Genomic DNA, 14,354 nt, shown 5'->3' with positions numbered 1-14,354 from the left:
CCTGCAGGGCGCGATTGCGCGCCCCGACAGCCCGTCGACTGCCGGCGATGGCGGCCGGCAGCGTTCTCATATCTCTGTCAGCCGGACAGTTCGCCGGCGCGTTTCCTGGCTGCCGCGACGGCCTTCGTCAGCAGCGGCTGCAGCCCGTCCTTGGCCATCAGCACGTCGAGGGCGGCGGCCGTGGTGCCGCCGGGGGAGGTGACGTTCTGGCGCAGCTTGGCCGGGGCGAGCTCCGTCTGGCGCAGCATCTCGCCGGCGCCGACCACCGTGGCGCGGGCGAGCCGGGCGGCGAGGTCCGGCGGCAGGCCGGCGGCCGCGCCCGCCTCGGCGAGGCATTCGGCGAGATGGAAGACATAGGCCGGGCCGGAGCCGGACACGGCCGTGACCGCGTCGATCAGGCTCTCGTCGTCGAGCCATTCCACGGTGCCGACGCCCTTGAGCAGGCTGTCGGCAATGATGCGCCGCTCGCGGCTGGTCTCGCGGCCGGTGACGGCGGCGGTGACGCCGCGGCGCACGGCGGCCGGCAGGTTCGGCATGGCGCGCACGATGGCGCCGGCCGCGGGCAGGCGCGCACGCAGGTTGGCGATGGTCTTGCCGGCGAGAATGGAGACGACGAGCGTCCCGGCGTCGGCGAGCCGCGCGATGGTGTCGGCGCTCGCATCGAGCGACTGCGGCTTGATGGCGAGGACGAGGGCGGCCGGTGGATCAACCTCGGCGAGCGGCGGGTTGAGCCTGAGGCCCTTCTCGCGCGCGAGCGCCGTCATCTCCGGCGCGGGGTGCGGGTCGAGAATGGTCACGGCCTCCGGCGCAAGGCCGTTGGCGAGCCAGCCGTCGAGCATGGCGCCGCCCATCTTGCCGGCGCCGACGAGAACCAGGGTTTCGGGAAATACGAGAGACATCGGGCCCCTATCCGAAGAAGATCGACCTGCGCCGAGGGCGCGGCCTGATGCCCGCTGTTGTAGGCCGCGGCGGCGCAACTTGCCACCGCGACCTGTCCGGCTGCGGCGTCAGGCCTCGCCTTCGGTTTCGAACAGGACGCTCTCCAGCGCCTCGCGGGCGCTCTTGCCGGCCCAGAGCACGAACTGGAAGGCCTGGTAGTGGCGCTCGCAGGCCTCGAGGGCGGTGCGCAGCATGCTTTCGCACTGGCTGCGCGTCGGCTCCGCACCGCCGCTCAAGAGCAGGGCGTGACGGAACATGACGACGTTCTGCGCGCTCCACAGGTCGAAATGGCCGACCCAGAGCTGCTCGTTGATGAGCGAGACGAGCTGCAGCAGCTCCGCCTTGCGCCGCTCGGGCACCTTGAGGTCGAAGGCGCAGGCGACATGCACCGCCTCGACGGCCTCGATCCAGGTGAAGGCGATATGATACTCGGCCCAGACGCCGGCCACCGAGATCGACATTTCGTCGTCCTCGGCCCGGTCGAAGGCCCAGTCGTTGATGGAGGCGAGCCGCTCGACGACATCGAGCGGGTGTTCGCTGCGTTCGTAATCAAACTCGACGTGGGTCATTGCCGATACCTCGGCTCGCTCGGACGGTTCGGGCAACCGGCCATGAGCCCGGCTGCCGTGAAGCAACGCAGTACACGGGCGACGCGACCACGCCGTTGCCGCTATATTTCGAAGAGATATCGCGCCAACGACGTATTCGTTACAGGCACTGATCCGAATAGACCGAACGCCTGCGACGAATCACCTTTCTCTTCGACTATAGCGCGCTGGAGTCCCGACGCACAGAACACGTTTGAACGCTCGGAGATTCGGGCCCGGGCCACAACCGGTGCCGCCGGCCTGTCCACAACGGATGAGGGGGCGGCCGGGCGGTGGTATGCACGCGCTCGGCGATTGGTGGCAGTGCAGCGTAAATGCCGCAGCGCAAGGCGGGGCGCCGGCGTGTGCAGTCCGCCTTCACCCTGCGCTGGGGGCCGGTTCACGTTCCGCTCGCCTTGCGCAGGCCGGAAAGCGGAACCGCGACCTGCGACAGCTGGCGAAACCGTCAAGCCCGGACGTCAGGGCTGGCCTGCTTCCGGGACCTTGATGATGACGGCTTCATCCGGGCCGATCGGGCGCCCGTCCTCGGTGCGGATGTCGAGCCGCACCGCCTGGCCGGTGGCGCGTTCGACGAGCTGCGAATGCTTTTCGCCCGGCGCGAAGAGGTGCCGCTCGCCGAACTGCCGCAAGGCGACCATGACGGGGAAGAGATCGCGCCCCCTTTCGGTCAGCCGGTATTCCTGGCGGGTGCCCTCGGCGGCGGGCACGGTCTCGAGAATGCCCCGCTCCGTGAGGGCGCGCAGGCGGGTCGCCAGGATATTCCTGGCGATGCCGAGGCTCCTCTGGAATTCGCTGAAGCGTGTCAGCCCGTCGAAGGCGTCACGGACGATCAGCAGCGACCACCAGTCGCCGATCACGTCGAGCGAGCGGGCGCTCGGACAATAATCGCCCTTGTGACTCTTGCGTTTGACCATGGCACTGCGCGGGCTCTCGTGACTGCCGTCATGATGATGGTTGCATAATAAAACCGATCTTGGTATCGATCAATCGGTTTCATATTGAAACTCATCCTGCACGGAGCTCGACATGCAACCGGATCCCGCAGCGGCGCACTCCGGCGCCGCCGGCGCTTGCATGCGCCTCGATGGAATCGCAACAGACGGGACTGCCGGCGCGCCGCTCTCCCGCGCCCTCGCCCTGCTCTTTGCGGCGGCGAGCGGGCTCGCCGTCGCCAACGCCTATTTCGCCCATCCGCTTCTCGATGTGATGGCTGACGACCTCGACCTGCCGCGCGCGACCGTCGGCCTCGTCGTGGGTGCGACGCAGGTCGGTTACGGGCTTGGACTGATCCTCCTCGTGCCGGTCGGCGATCTCGTCGATCGCCGCAAGCTGGTGATCATCCAGTCCCTCCTGATGGTCCTCGCGCTTCTTTCGGTCGGCTTCGCCCCGACCGGAGCCGCGCTGCTCGCCGCGATGGCGGCCATGGGCTTCTTCGCCGTGATCACGCAGGCTTTCGTCGCCTATGCGGCGAGCCTCGCCCGGCCCGACGAGCGCGGCACGGTGACGAGCGGCATCGTCATCGGCATCCTGCTTGCCCGCACCGTCGCAGGCGCTCTTGCCGACGTCTCCGGATGGCGCACCGTCTATCTCCTGTCGGCGGCCCTTACGCTCGTCATCACCGCAATCCTCGTTCGCGTCCTCCCGGCACAGCCGAAGCAGGGCGCCCACGTCCCGTATCCGCGGCTCATCGCCTCGCTCGCCACGCTCTTCCGCGAGGAACCGGTACTGCGCGTCCGCGCTATTCTCGCCATGTTGATCTTCGCGGATATCACGACGCTGCTGACGCCCTTGGTTCTGCCGCTGAGCGCGCCGCCCTATTCGCTCTCCCACACGATGATTGGCCTCTTCGGGCTCGCCGGGGTCGCGGGCGCGCTCGGCGCCGCGCGGGCCGGGCACTGGACGGACCGGGGGCTCGGACAGCGCGTCACCGGGATCGCGCTCGCGCTCATGCTCGTCTCGTGGCTGCCGATCGCGCTTCTCCCTTACTCCATCCTGTGGCTGGTCCTCGGCGTCATCGTCCTCGACTTCGGCCTGCAGGCGGTGCACGTGACCAACCAGGGCCTCATCTATCGTGTGCGGCCGGAGGCGCAGAGCCGGCTCACCGCCGCCTACATGGTCTTCTATTCGATCGGCAGCGCACTGGGCTCCTCGTCCTCGACGGCCATATACGCCTATGCGGGCTGGACCGGCGTCTGCCTGCTAGGAGCCGGCATCGCGGCGGTGGCCCTCCTCCTCTGGGCCTTCACGCTGCAGCGGTGACGGAAGCGGCTGTGTCTCGCCCGTTCCTTGCCTGCTTGCCGCGCCCCTTGCCAGGGCGGGCCCCGCCGGCTCAAGCGGGACTGGCCAGAGCGTGTGGCCCGCCTTTACCTCCAGGCACGCGCTCGTTCCCCGGATGCACCGCGGCATGAAATGCTGCGGTGCTGATCCGGGGCCCATCCTAAGGTGCCTTCGGCAGATTCTTGTGCTGGGTCCCGGGTCCCATTCCGCTTGCGCTGCATGCGCCCGGGACACGAGGTTGCTCTTGGAAGCGACGGCGTGCGATCGGCTCGACTGCCGACTGCCGACTGCCGACTGCCTATTCCCGCTCCGCCGCGTCCTGCTCGTCGCGGGCGAGGCGCGCCTCGAGCTCGGCGATCCGGGCGGCGAGGCGGTCGTTCTCGTCGCGGGCGGCGGCGGCCATGTCGCGCACGGCGTCGAACTCCTCGCGGCTGACCACGTCCATGCTGCGGAGCATGCGCTCCATCTGGGCGCGGACGATGGTTTCCAGCTCGCGGCGGGCGCCCTCGGCCATGCCGGCGGCATCGGTGACGAGGCGGGCGATGTCGTCGAAAATCCGGCCGGTGGTCTGGGTCATGGCTGCCTCCTCGCGCAGTTTGGCTTGGCTATAGCACAAGTGCGGCGGTGCGAGCGGCCCTTCCCACGAAAAGATTGTCGCACTCAGGCCCCGTTTCCCGTGCTATGGCCGGTGATGTCGTCGCGGGCCGCCGCGGCGGGGTTGACGCCGCGTCCCCGGTCGGGAAAGTCGCGCGAAGACCGCCCGGACGATCCGCTGACGAGATCGAGATGCCCACCTTCGCAATCGCCTTCCCCATGATCGATCCGGTGGCCATCAGCATCGGTCCGCTCGCCATCCGCTGGTATGCGCTGGCCTATATCGCCGGGCTCCTCGGCGGCTGGTGGTATGCGCGCGCCCTGGTGCGCAAGCCGGGCCTGTGGGGCGGGATGGACCGGCGGCCGACGCAGACCGACCTCGACGACCTGCTCGTCTATGCGGCGATCGGCGTCGTCGTCGGCGGGCGCCTCGGCTATGTCCTCTTCTACAACCTGCCGCACTATCTCGCGCAGCCGGCGGAGATCCTCGCGGTGTGGAAGGGGGGCATGTCCTTCCACGGCGGCCTTCTCGGGGCGGCGCTCGGCGTCGTCGTGCTGGCGCGCCGGCGCGGGCTTCCGGTCCTGACCATGTTCGACCTTGCCGCGACGGTGGCGCCCATCGGCCTCTTCTTCGGCCGCATCGCCAATTTCATCAATGCGGAGCTGTGGGGGCGGCCGGCACCAGACTTTCCCTATGCCGTCATCTTCCCGGGCGGCGGGCCCGTGCCGCGCCACCCGAGCCAGCTCTACGAGGCCTTTTCGGAGGGGCTCCTCCTGTTCGCGCTGCTGGCCCTCGTCGTGCGCGTCGCCGGCTTTCGCCGGCCAGGCCTCGTCGCCGGCGTCTTCGCCGCCGGCTATGCGGTGGCGCGCAGCGTCTGCGAGTTCTTCCGCGAGCCGGATCCGCAGCTCGGCTTCCTCTTCGGCCGCGAGGTCTCGGCGCTCGAGGGCGGGGTGACGATGGGCATGCTGCTCAGCCTGCCGCTGCTCGCCGCCGGGCTCTTCCTCATCTGGCGGGCCCTGCGGCGCGAGCCGCTGCCGGCCGGCGGAACGGGAGCAGCGGCATGAGCCAGCTCAAGAGCGAGATCGCCGCCATCATCGCCGCCGAGGGGCCGATCTCGGTCGAGCGCTTCATGGCGCTCGCCCTCGGCCACCCGCGCCACGGCTATTACATGACGCGCGACCCCTTCGGCCGGGCGGGGGATTTCATCACGGCGCCGGAAGTCTCGCAGATGTTCGGCGAGCTCATCGGTCTCTGGGCGGCGTCCGTCTGGCAGACGATGGGCGCCCCCGACAAGCTGCGCCTCGTCGAGCTCGGCCCCGGCCGGGGCACGCTGATGGCGGATCTCCTGCGCGCCGGCCGCGTGCTGCCCGGCTTCTCCGAAGCGGTCGATGTCCATCTCGTCGAGACGAGCCCGGTGCTGCGCGCCGCGCAGAAGGCCTCGCTCGCCGGGCGCGTCGCGGCGCTCCACTGGCACGACCGGGTCGAGGACCTGCCGCCGGGGCCTGCCGTCATCGTCGCCAACGAGTTCTTCGACGCCCTGCCGGTGCGCCAATTCGTGCGCCAAGGCGGCGTCTGGCGGGAGCGGCTCGTGGGCCTCGATGGGGAGGGGCGCCTCGTCTTCGGCCTTGCGGCGGAATCGGAGCCGCGCCTCACGCAGCAGGCGGGGGAGGGGGCGGTGCTGGAGGTGCCGCTCGTCGGTCACGGCATCATGCGCGCCCTCGCCCAGCGGCTCGCGGCCGACGGCGGGGCGCTGCTCGCCATCGACTACGGCCATCTCGCGACGGCGCCGGGCGACACGCTGCAGGCGATGAAGAATCACAAGCCGGTCGATCCGCTGGCCGAGCCGGGCGAGGCGGACCTGACGGCGCATGTGGATTTCGCCGCCCTCGGGCGGGCGGCGCTCGCCGCCGGCGCCGTGCTGCAGGGACCCGTCACGCAGCGGGTGTTCCTCGAGGCGCTCGGCCTCGGCACGCGGGCGGAGCGGCTGCAGCGCTCGGGGAGCCCCGATCAGGCCCGGGCCATTGCCGGCCAGCATCAGCGGCTGGTGGAGGGCGGGCGCACCGGGATGGGCGAATTGTTCAAGGTGATGGCGGTGACGCATCCGGACCTGCCGATGCTGCCGGGCTTCGACCGCCTGACGACACCGGCCGAGGCAAGCGGGGAAGAGCCATGAACGCACCGGACAGGGCCTTTGCGGACAGTGCGACGGCGGAGGCGATCGAGGCGGAGGCGCTCGCCGCGCTCGGCGGCATCCGCCACGCCTTCTTCACGCGCCGTGGTGGCGTCTCTGGTGGCATCTACGGCACGCTCAACGGCGGCACCGGCTCGCGCGACGAGGCGGCCGCCGTGCGCGAGAACCGCCGCCGCATGGCGGCCAGGCTTGGCCTGTCGGCCGAGCGGCTGCTGGGTCTCCATCAGGTCCACTCGCCGGATGTGGTGACCGTCGAAGCACCATGGCCGGCGGACGCGCGGCCGAAGGCCGACGGCTGCGTGACGCGGGTACCGGGCATCGGCCTCGGCATCTCCACGGCCGATTGCGGGCCGCTGCTCTTCGCCGATCCCGAGGCGCGCGTCATCGGCGCCGCCCATTCCGGCTGGCGCGGCGCCTTTTCCGGCATCGTCGAGGCGGTGGTCGCGGCGATGGAGGCGCTCGGCGCGGAGCGTGGGCGCATCACCGCCGTGCTCGGGCCGACGATCAGCGCATCGGCCTATGAGGTCGGGCCGGAGTTCGTCACGCAGTTCCGCACGGCCGACCCGGCCTACGAGCGCTTCTTCACGCCCGCGCAGCGGGCGGATCATGCCATGTTCGACCTGCCGGGCTTCATCGGTGCGCGCATGGCGGCGGCCGGCGTCGGCCGTTTCGTCGACCTCGGCCTATGCACCTATGCGGACGAGGATCGCTTCTACAGCTACCGGCGGGCGACCCACCGGGGCGAGCCGGACTACGGCCGGCTGATCGCGGCGATCACGCTCACTTCGTGAGCCGGCCCTTCGCGGCGGCCTCGGCGAGCAGGCGCCGCTCGATGTGCTTGGCGACGCGCAGGTAGCGGTAGAAGGCGAAGTTCATCGCCGTCATGAAGCCGTAGACGCCACGCACGAAGTGGCGGCGGCCGAAATAGGCCTTGATGAAGGCTGCCGGAAACTCGAGGTAGAGCCGCAGCATCGAGACCCGCTCGCCGCGTTCCTCGAGATTGTCCGCCTGGGCGTCGGTGTAGCTGTTGAGCTTGGCGAGCTGGTCGCCGAGCGAGCGCACCGAGAAGTGGTGAATGGTGCCCTTGAGCCGGCGCACGCGCGCGCCGGGGGCGAGCACGACCCGGTCGTGCACCGTCGAATCGGAATAGCGACCCATGCTGCGCCGGTAGAGCCGGACCGGCGCCAGGGCGTAGGCGAGGCGATGCGGCGCCGCCTCGCCCGGGAAGATCTCGGCGATCCGCGTCTCATAGGCATCGGCGGCGGGATCGCCGGCGGCGAACAAAGCCGCGATCTCGGCGGCGAGATCCGGCGGCACGACCTCGTCCGCATCGATGTTGAACAGCCAGGGATGGCGGCACTGGTCCTCGGCGAAGCGCTTCTGCGGGCCGTAGCCGGGCCAGGGATTGAAGACGACGCGGGCCCCGTGCGCCTCGGCAACCGCGACGGTCGCATCCGTCGAGCCCGAATCGACGACGACGAGGTCATCCGTCAGGTGCCGCACCGCCTCGAGCGTTCGGCCGATGCGGTCCGCTTCATTATGCGCGATGACGAAGATGGAGAGAGGCAGGCTCACGTGTCACACCCTGAGTTCCAGCCTGCCTTTGGCACGCGGGTGCGCGCGCGGCAAGACTCCCGCGCCGTGCAAGGCCGCCCTGCGAGTCGCTTTTCGGCGCAACGCGAGCCTGCGAAGCGGGCGCCCTCCGGCAGCGGGGTTGGGGCTGGCGATGCGGGTGCGAGCGATCGCGCTTCCACCCTCGCTTCACGCGCCCGCATTTCCGGCGACAAGTGCCGCGCGGCGGCCTCTTAAGTGTTCGTTAGGCATAGCTGCAATGCAGCAACCGGGCAGGCATGCCGCGAAGGCTGCGCCATAACGCCCGGAATGGGGCCGAGAAGGGCATGATGAACGGTTGGTTAACACCGCCGTCCGGCTACGAAAATGAAATAAACACAATAGGTTGATGCGCACGCGCGGAGGATGCCAGCCGCCCTTGCGCCGCCTGCCTGAAGGTGGTCCCACATTTCTCCCGGCTTCCGTCACTTTTCAGCCATAGTCGCCGAAGGGGCCTGTGGCGGCGCAGCAACAGACAGCCGGGAGAGGTTCGGTTAGAAGGATGCAACTTCCGGGCGGGCCGCGGTCCGTGGGAAGCATTAAGGAGTTAAATGATGAAAAAGATTCTTCTCGCGGGTGTTGCTGCTGCCGGCCTCATCGCTTCCGGCGCCGCGGCGTTCGCTGCCGACCTTCCGAGCCGCAACGTCGCCCCCGTCGCTCCGGCTCCGGTCGTTCCGATCTTCACCTGGACCGGCTTCTACGTCGGTGTGAACGCCGGCTACGGCTGGGGTGAGTTCTCGAAGGCTCCGGGCTTCGATGATCCGGACGGCTTCGTCGGTGGTGGCCAGATCGGCTACAACTACCAGATCGGCCAGTTCGTCGTCGGTCTCGAGACGGACATCCAGTACGCCGACCTCAAGGGCAGCACCTCCGCCACGACGTTCGCCAACGGCAACATCGGCACCGGCCGCGGCGAGGTCGAGTACTTCGGTACCGTCCGTGCCCGCGTCGGCGCTGCCTTCGACCGCGCCCTCATCTACGTGACGGGTGGTCTTGCCTACGGCGAGACGAAGTTCTCGGGCATCGACGCCACGGCTGGCCTGTCGTTCTCGAAGTCGGAGACGAGCGTCGGCTGGACGCTCGGCGCCGGTCTCGAGTACGCCTTCACCAACAACATCACTGCCAAGGCCGAATACCTCTACGTCGACCTCGGCGACAACCGTTACTACGGTGCCAACAAGGCGGAGACCCAGTTCTCGGTCGTCCGCGCCGGCCTGAACTACAAGTTCTAGTCGGCTTCCGGTTCACACCGGTTCCTCACGACCCGGCGACTTCGGTCGCCGGGTTTTTTATTGGCCGGGGCGGCAGCGCACCCACAGCGTGAAACGCCCGGCCCCGGAGCGTCCAGGCCGGGCCGTGGCGTGCGTTACGCCGAAACCTTCGTCTTCTCGAAGGCGGGGACGCGCTCCGCGAAGTCGTCGAGCCAGGCGACGAGTGCCGGATGCTCGTTGCGCCAGGCGCCGCCGAAGCGCAGGTCGAGATAGCCGAGGGCACAGGCCAGCGCGACATGGCCGATGTCGAGGCCGGCGGCGAGGCTCGGCGGGGCGGCGGCAACCGAGGCGAGGGCGCGCGCGACCTTGCCGGCCTGGTGTTCCACCCACTTCGGCTCGTGCTTGTCCGGGCCGCGGAAGCGGCTCTCGTAGACCTGCAGGATGGCGGCATCCATGATGCCATCGGCGAGCGCCTGGCGGACAAGCGCATCGAAGCGCTTCTCACCCGCGGGATAGAGGCCGCCGCCGGCGAGGTGGTCGAGATATTCCGCGATGACGCGCGAATCATAGAGGACGCGTCCATCCTCGAGGACGAGGGCCGGGATCTTGCCGAGCGGGTTCTGCCGGCGCAGCGAATCGCCCGGGTCGGTCGTGTCGGCCGGCACGATCTCGATACGGTCGGAGAGGCCCAGAACGGCGGCGGCGATCTTGACCTTGCGGCCGAAAGGGGAGGCGGGGGACGAGCGCAGGACGAGCATGGGCTAAGCTTCTCCTCGGGCGGTCTGAAGGCGAATCGGCAGCGGCTGACGTGTCGGCAGCCGTGGCAAGCTTTGTGACGGGCCGGCCTTGTGCGGGCAAGCGCCCGCGGCGCATGGCTGCGGGATGAGGCCGGCGGTGCGGGCCGTCACTCGCCGGCGATCCATTCGGCGCGGAAGCCGGCGCGGGCGCCCTGCGCCAGGCGCTCGGCGAGGGCCGGCAGCAGGATTTCGGCCTCCTCCTTGAGCGTCCACGGCGGGTTGACGACGACGAGGCCGGAGCCGTTGAGGCGAGCCGCATCGCGCCCGTCGGTCACCATCAGTTCGAGGCGCAGCACCTTGCGCGTGCCGCTTGCGGCGAGGCGCGCGGCGAAGGCGTCGATGGCGCGCACGTCCTTGATCGGGTACCAGCCGGCGAAGAGGCCGGTCGGCCACTTCTTCCAGGCGCGGGCGATCTCGTCCGCCAGCCGCTCGAGCTCGCCCGGCTCCTCGAAGGGGGGGTCGATGAGCACGAGGCCGCGCCGCTCGGGCGGCGGGATCATGGCGTTGAGCGCGGTCCAGCCGTCGAGCGCGATCGCCTTGATGCGCTGGTCGTAGGTCAGGATGCGGGTGAGCGTTTCGGCGTCCTTCGGGTGTTTCTCGATGGCGATGGCGCGGTCCTGCCGGCGCAGCATGGCCGAGACGAGCATCGGCGAGCCGGGATAAGTGCTTTCCCCGTGTCGGGCACGCACGGCTGCGATGGCGGCCCGGTAGGGAGCGATCAGCGCCTCGGCCTCCTCGGGCAGCGGCGCCTCGAGCCGGCCGATGCCGTTGCGCCATTCCGCGGTCTTCTCGGCCTCCTCGCCGGCAAGATCGTACAGCCCGATGCCGGCATGGGTGTCGATGACGCGGAACGGCGCGTCCTTCTTCAGAAGATGGACGAGGATGCGCGCGAGCAGCGCGTGCTTCATCACGTCGGCGAAATTGCCGGCGTGATAGGCGTGGCGGTAGTTCATGTCGGCAAGATCCTCACCGCGGCGCCTCGACCTTGAGATCGCCGAAGCGGCAGCCGCTGCGGTCGACCTCTGGACAGGTGCGGAAGCCGCGCAGGTCCTTCGTCAGGCAGATGCGCACCTCCTGCAGCACGCCGCGGCGGCAGACGATCGACATCATGTCGGTCCTGAGGCCCTTGTTGACGGCGACGAAGGCGCGTTCGAGGTCGATGGGCGTGAAGGCCTGGTCCCCGGCCGGGCTCTGCAGCTGCGGCGGGATCGTCACCATGTCGCGCGCGCGCTTCACGTCGGCGAAATAGTCGCTCGGGCTCCTGCCGGAGCAGGTGCCATGCCTGCGCCACTGATAGCGCGCGAGGCCCTCGTCCGGATAGAGCCCCGCGGCTTCGGCGATGGCGGCGCGCGAGGGATTGCGTGGCACGTTGGCGCAGTCGGTCGGATAGCCCCGCTCATGCTGCGGCCACAGGCCGTGCACGACGAAGCCGAGGCCAGCCCCGTCACGGCACTGCTCGCGCTCGTCGGCCTTGTCGGACAGCGCGCAGAAGCCCGGCGACCAGGAGAGGGCAAGCACGTAGAAGTCGAACGCGCCGGGGCGGCCACCCCGCTCGGGCCCGGCGGCATCGGCACCGCCCGCGAGCAGAAGGGCGCTCAGGCTCGCGCAGATGGCCAGCCCCGCTCTGCGGCCGGTGAGGCGGGGCCGCCCGTTCGATCTCGGCATCGGCGCTCTTTCAGGGGCGGGCGGCGCGGCAGTGGCCGCCATAGGCATAGGAGCGGTCGAGCCCGCTGACGCACCATTCGACGTTCCAGCCCCAGCCGGCAAGCCCGAGATCCTCGCGCACCGAATAATAGACCGTGCGCTTGCGCCCGTCGGACGTCCAGGAGCGGGCCGCGCAGAAGCGGCGTGGAATGTAGCTCGCGCCCCACGGGCGATAGCCGAGGGAGCGGATGTGCTCGAAACTGGTGATGCTGAGCGAGGAGGCCCAGTAGCGCGCCTCGGTGGTGGCGAAGCGCTCCCGGATGTCGGAGAGCACGGCCGGATCGTCGCAGGCTGGCACGCGGCCCGTCCAGGGCACCTCCCGACGCTCGGCCGGGACCGTGTCGGAAAGATAGGCCGGGCCGGCGCGATAGGCGACGGTCCGGTCGTAGTCGGCGGCAAGGGCCATGGAGCTCATGGTAACGGCTGCGACTGACAAGGCGAACAAGGCGCGCATCGCTCTCCCCACACGCAATGAGTGAAGGTCGTGTGGCGGACGATGCGCGGCGCGACGGCGAAGGTCAAGCGGCGCGGCGCCGTCTCAGAGCGAAGCGGCCGAGCGGGCGGCCTGGTCGTAATGGCCGGACAGGGCCCGCATGTTGCTCGCGATCTGCGACAGGGCGCCCTCGTCGAGGCCGAGGCCGCGCACCGCGCGCACGAGCAGCTGCTCGCGGATGGCGCGATAGCGCAGGCAGGCGGCCTCGCCCTCGGGCGTGACGGCGACCGTCTTCTCCTTGCCCGTGCGGCCGCTCTTCACGAGCTTGAGGCGCTCGAGCTTCTTGACGGCGTAGGTCACGAGGTGGGTGTCCTCGACATTGAGGACGAGGCAGATGTCGGCGAGCTTCTTGCCCTTGCCGCGGTGGTTGACGGAGTGCAGCACGAGCACGTCGAGCGGCGACAGGTCCGGCACCCCCGCGGCGGCCATGCCGCGCACCATCCAGCGATGGAAGGCATGGCTGACGAGGATGAGGCCGAACTCGAACTCCGAGAGCGCGGGCAGAGCGCCGGAGGCGAGATGGGCCGAGGAGACGATGGGGCCGAGCACGGGCAGGTCCCGTGCCTCCGCCGGGGCGCTGTCGGTGCTGTTCTTCGTCATGGCGACCTCCGCAAGCCCTCAGCCTGCCTCGAGCATGGTGCGCGGCAGCCACAGCGCGAGATCGGGAAAGATCGCGAGCAGGGCCACCACGACGGCGAGGATGAGGAAGAAGGGCAGGGCATAGAGGCCGATGCGGAAGATGCTCCGCCCGGTCATGCCCTGCAGCACATAGAGATTGAAGCCGACGGGCGGCGTGATCTGCGCCATCTCGACGACGATGACGATGTAGATGCCGAACCAGATGAGGTCGAAGCCCGCGGCCTGGACGAGCGGCATGATCACCGCCGTCGTCAGCACCACCATCGAGATGCCGTCGAGGAAGCAGCCGAGCACCATGTAGAACAGCGTCAGCGCCAGCAGCAGCTGCCACGGGCTGAGGTTCATGGCGCCGATCCATTCGGCGAGCGCCCGCGGGATGCCCGTGAAGCCCATCGCCGTCGTCAGGAAGGCCGCGCCGGCGAGGATGAAGGCGATCATACACGAGGTGCGCGTGGCGCCGAGGAGCCCGTCGCGGAAGCTCGCCCAGTCGAGCGTGCCCATGGCGCGCGACATGACGAGCGACAGCGCGACGCCGACGACCGCGGCCTCCGTCGCCGAGGCGAAGCCGCCGTAGATGGAGCCGATGACGCCGAGGATGAGGAGGATGACCGGAATGAGCCGCCAGCCTGCGACGAGGCGCTCGCGCAGCGGCATCTTCGGCTCGCGCTCGGGCATGCGACCGGGGTTGAGGAGCGCCCAGCCGCCCACATAGGCCATGAAGAGGCCGGCGACGATGATGCCGGGCACGACGCCGGCGATGAACAGGCGCGCGATCGACTGCTCCGTCGCCGCGCCGTAGACGATCATGATCAGCGACGGCGGGATGAGCAGCCCGAGCGTGCCGCCGCCGGCGAGCGTACCGATGGCGAGGCGCTCGTCATAGCCGCGCTTCTTCAGCTCCGGCAGCGAAATGCGGCCGATGGTGGCGCAGGTCGCGGCGGAGGAGCCGGAGACGGCGGCGAAGATCGTGCAGCCGACGACGTTGACGTGGAGCAGCCGGCCCGGCAGGGCGCGCATCCACGGCGCGAGGCCGGAGAACATGTCCTGCGATAGGCGCGTGCGGTAGAGGATCTCGCCCATCCAGATGAACATCGGCAGGGCGGTGAGGTCCCACGACGTCGCCGCGCCCCAGACGGAGGTGGCGAGCACCTGGCCCGGCGGCGCCGAGACGGCGATGACCATGCCCGAATAGGCGACGATGCCGAGGGCCAGCGCGATCCAGGTGCCGGTGCCGAGGACGAGGAAGAGGACGACGATGAGCAGGCTCGCGAGCGTGACGGCGTCCATCG

16 protein-coding genes are annotated in these 14,354 nt (G+C 69.7%); 5 read left to right on the top strand and 11 right to left on the bottom strand.

Annotated features, from left to right (window positions below; translation table 11 throughout):
• Nucleotides 1-77 precede the first annotated feature (77 nt).
• The 3 genes from proC to AL346_RS02450 form a co-directional block, all read right to left on the bottom strand.
• Nucleotides 78-899 (bottom strand): pyrroline-5-carboxylate reductase, encoded by an 822-nt coding sequence (gene proC / locus AL346_RS02460; RefSeq protein WP_019400354.1) that lies wholly within the window; start codon nucleotides 897-899, stop codon nucleotides 78-80.
• A gap of 108 nt (nucleotides 900-1,007) precedes the next feature.
• A complete protein-coding gene (locus tag AL346_RS02455) occupies nucleotides 1,008-1,508 on the bottom strand; it encodes a YbjN domain-containing protein (protein ID WP_019400355.1) in 501 nt (166 codons plus the stop codon).
• Nucleotides 1,509-2,005: 497 nt separating this feature from the next.
• On the bottom strand, nucleotides 2,006-2,461 hold the full coding sequence (locus tag AL346_RS02450) for a helix-turn-helix domain-containing protein (protein ID WP_019400356.1): 456 nt from the start codon (nucleotides 2,459-2,461) through the stop codon (nucleotides 2,006-2,008).
• Between the two features lie 160 nt (nucleotides 2,462-2,621).
• Here AL346_RS02450 and AL346_RS02445 point away from each other — a divergent pair, with 160 nt between their 5' ends.
• Nucleotides 2,622-3,806, top strand: a complete 1,185-nt coding sequence (locus AL346_RS02445) for an MFS transporter (RefSeq protein ID WP_053194011.1) — start codon at nucleotides 2,622-2,624, stop codon at nucleotides 3,804-3,806.
• A gap of 316 nt (nucleotides 3,807-4,122) precedes the next feature.
• Here AL346_RS02445 and AL346_RS02440 read toward each other — a convergent pair whose 3' ends face one another.
• Nucleotides 4,123-4,401, bottom strand: coding sequence for an accessory factor UbiK family protein (locus tag AL346_RS02440; protein WP_019400358.1), 279 nt, complete (start codon nucleotides 4,399-4,401; stop codon nucleotides 4,123-4,125).
• A gap of 209 nt (nucleotides 4,402-4,610) precedes the next feature.
• Here AL346_RS02440 and lgt point away from each other — a divergent pair, with 209 nt between their 5' ends.
• From lgt to pgeF, 3 genes are read left to right on the top strand one after another with little or no spacing between them, the layout of a single operon-like run.
• Nucleotides 4,611-5,483, top strand: a complete 873-nt coding sequence (gene lgt, locus AL346_RS02435) for a prolipoprotein diacylglyceryl transferase (protein WP_019400359.1) — start codon at nucleotides 4,611-4,613, stop codon at nucleotides 5,481-5,483.
• Nucleotides 5,480-6,592 carry a class I SAM-dependent methyltransferase gene (locus tag AL346_RS02430; RefSeq protein ID WP_019400360.1) on the top strand — a complete coding sequence of 371 codons (1,113 nt, stop codon included), beginning with the start codon at nucleotides 5,480-5,482 and terminating at the stop codon, nucleotides 6,590-6,592. Before lgt ends, AL346_RS02430 begins: the two co-directional genes overlap by 4 nt.
• On the top strand, nucleotides 6,589-7,401 hold the full coding sequence (gene pgeF / locus AL346_RS02425) for a peptidoglycan editing factor PgeF (protein ID WP_019400361.1): 813 nt from the start codon (nucleotides 6,589-6,591) through the stop codon (nucleotides 7,399-7,401). The genes AL346_RS02430 and pgeF overlap by 4 nt, the downstream gene beginning before the upstream one ends.
• Here the strand turns inward: pgeF and AL346_RS02420 are convergent.
• Nucleotides 7,391-8,185 carry a glycosyltransferase family 2 protein gene (locus tag AL346_RS02420; RefSeq protein ID WP_053193217.1) on the bottom strand — a complete coding sequence of 265 codons (795 nt, stop codon included), beginning with the start codon at nucleotides 8,183-8,185 and terminating at the stop codon, nucleotides 7,391-7,393. The genes pgeF and AL346_RS02420 overlap by 11 nt on opposite strands.
• 590 nt (nucleotides 8,186-8,775) lie before the next feature.
• Between AL346_RS02420 and AL346_RS02415 the strand changes: the two genes are divergently transcribed.
• Nucleotides 8,776-9,453: an outer membrane protein gene (locus AL346_RS02415; RefSeq protein ID WP_026014801.1), complete on the top strand. Its 678-nt coding sequence runs from the start codon at nucleotides 8,776-8,778 to the stop codon at nucleotides 9,451-9,453.
• 134 nt (nucleotides 9,454-9,587) lie between these two features.
• Here AL346_RS02415 and AL346_RS02410 read toward each other — a convergent pair whose 3' ends face one another.
• The 6 genes from AL346_RS02410 to AL346_RS02385 all read right to left on the bottom strand — a co-directional run bounded on the left by AL346_RS02410 (nucleotide 9,588) and on the right by AL346_RS02385 (nucleotide 14,352).
• Nucleotides 9,588-10,190 carry a glutathione S-transferase gene (locus AL346_RS02410; protein ID WP_019400364.1) on the bottom strand — a complete coding sequence of 201 codons (603 nt, stop codon included), beginning with the start codon at nucleotides 10,188-10,190 and terminating at the stop codon, nucleotides 9,588-9,590.
• 146 nt (nucleotides 10,191-10,336) lie between these two features.
• Nucleotides 10,337-11,182, bottom strand: coding sequence for a 23S rRNA (adenine(2030)-N(6))-methyltransferase RlmJ (locus AL346_RS02405; RefSeq protein WP_019400365.1), 846 nt, complete (start codon nucleotides 11,180-11,182; stop codon nucleotides 10,337-10,339).
• 13 nt (nucleotides 11,183-11,195) lie between these two features.
• Nucleotides 11,196-11,894, bottom strand: a complete 699-nt coding sequence (locus AL346_RS02400; RefSeq protein WP_019400366.1) for a ribonuclease T2 — start codon at nucleotides 11,892-11,894, stop codon at nucleotides 11,196-11,198.
• Nucleotides 11,895-11,904: 10 nt separating this feature from the next.
• Nucleotides 11,905-12,348 (bottom strand): hypothetical protein, encoded by a 444-nt coding sequence (locus tag AL346_RS02395; protein ID WP_156332660.1) that lies wholly within the window; start codon nucleotides 12,346-12,348, stop codon nucleotides 11,905-11,907.
• A 123-nt stretch (nucleotides 12,349-12,471) separates the two neighbouring features.
• A complete protein-coding gene (locus AL346_RS02390) occupies nucleotides 12,472-13,026 on the bottom strand; it encodes a winged helix DNA-binding protein (RefSeq protein ID WP_019400368.1) in 555 nt (184 codons plus the stop codon).
• A gap of 18 nt (nucleotides 13,027-13,044) precedes the next feature.
• Nucleotides 13,045-14,352 (bottom strand): TRAP transporter large permease, encoded by a 1,308-nt coding sequence (locus AL346_RS02385; protein ID WP_019400369.1) that lies wholly within the window; start codon nucleotides 14,350-14,352, stop codon nucleotides 13,045-13,047.
• Nucleotides 14,353-14,354 lie beyond the last annotated feature (2 nt).

The sequence above is a fragment of the Chelatococcus sp. CO-6 genome, from assembly GCF_001271345.1.
GTDB lineage: Bacteria > Pseudomonadota > Alphaproteobacteria > Rhizobiales > Beijerinckiaceae > Chelatococcus_A > Chelatococcus_A caeni.
This window is presented reverse-complemented; position numbering and strand designations above follow the sequence as displayed.

Coding starts and splice junctions, on each gene's coding strand:
- AL346_RS02415 (WP_026014801.1), top strand. CDS start 8,776: ATGAAAAAGATTCTTCTCGCGGGTGTTGCTGCTGCCGGCCTCATCGCT.
- AL346_RS02390 (WP_019400368.1), bottom strand. CDS start 13,026: ATGACGAAGAACAGCACCGACAGCGCCCCGGCGGAGGCACGGGACCTG.
- AL346_RS02400 (WP_019400366.1), bottom strand. CDS start 11,894: ATGCCGAGATCGAACGGGCGGCCCCGCCTCACCGGCCGCAGAGCGGGG.
- AL346_RS02455 (WP_019400355.1), bottom strand. CDS start 1,508: ATGACCCACGTCGAGTTTGATTACGAACGCAGCGAACACCCGCTCGAT.
- AL346_RS02440 (WP_019400358.1), bottom strand. CDS start 4,401: ATGACCCAGACCACCGGCCGGATTTTCGACGACATCGCCCGCCTCGTC.
- AL346_RS02450 (WP_019400356.1), bottom strand. CDS start 2,461: ATGGTCAAACGCAAGAGTCACAAGGGCGATTATTGTCCGAGCGCCCGC.
- AL346_RS02405 (WP_019400365.1), bottom strand. CDS start 11,182: ATGAACTACCGCCACGCCTATCACGCCGGCAATTTCGCCGACGTGATG.
- AL346_RS02430 (WP_019400360.1), top strand. CDS start 5,480: ATGAGCCAGCTCAAGAGCGAGATCGCCGCCATCATCGCCGCCGAGGGG.
- AL346_RS02410 (WP_019400364.1), bottom strand. CDS start 10,190: ATGCTCGTCCTGCGCTCGTCCCCCGCCTCCCCTTTCGGCCGCAAGGTC.
- pgeF (WP_019400361.1), top strand. CDS start 6,589: ATGAACGCACCGGACAGGGCCTTTGCGGACAGTGCGACGGCGGAGGCG.
- AL346_RS02385 (WP_019400369.1), bottom strand. CDS start 14,352: ATGGACGCCGTCACGCTCGCGAGCCTGCTCATCGTCGTCCTCTTCCTC.
- AL346_RS02395 (WP_156332660.1), bottom strand. CDS start 12,348: ATGAGCTCCATGGCCCTTGCCGCCGACTACGACCGGACCGTCGCCTAT.
- proC (WP_019400354.1), bottom strand. CDS start 899: ATGTCTCTCGTATTTCCCGAAACCCTGGTTCTCGTCGGCGCCGGCAAG.
- AL346_RS02445 (WP_053194011.1), top strand. CDS start 2,622: ATGCGCCTCGATGGAATCGCAACAGACGGGACTGCCGGCGCGCCGCTC.
- lgt (WP_019400359.1), top strand. CDS start 4,611: ATGCCCACCTTCGCAATCGCCTTCCCCATGATCGATCCGGTGGCCATC.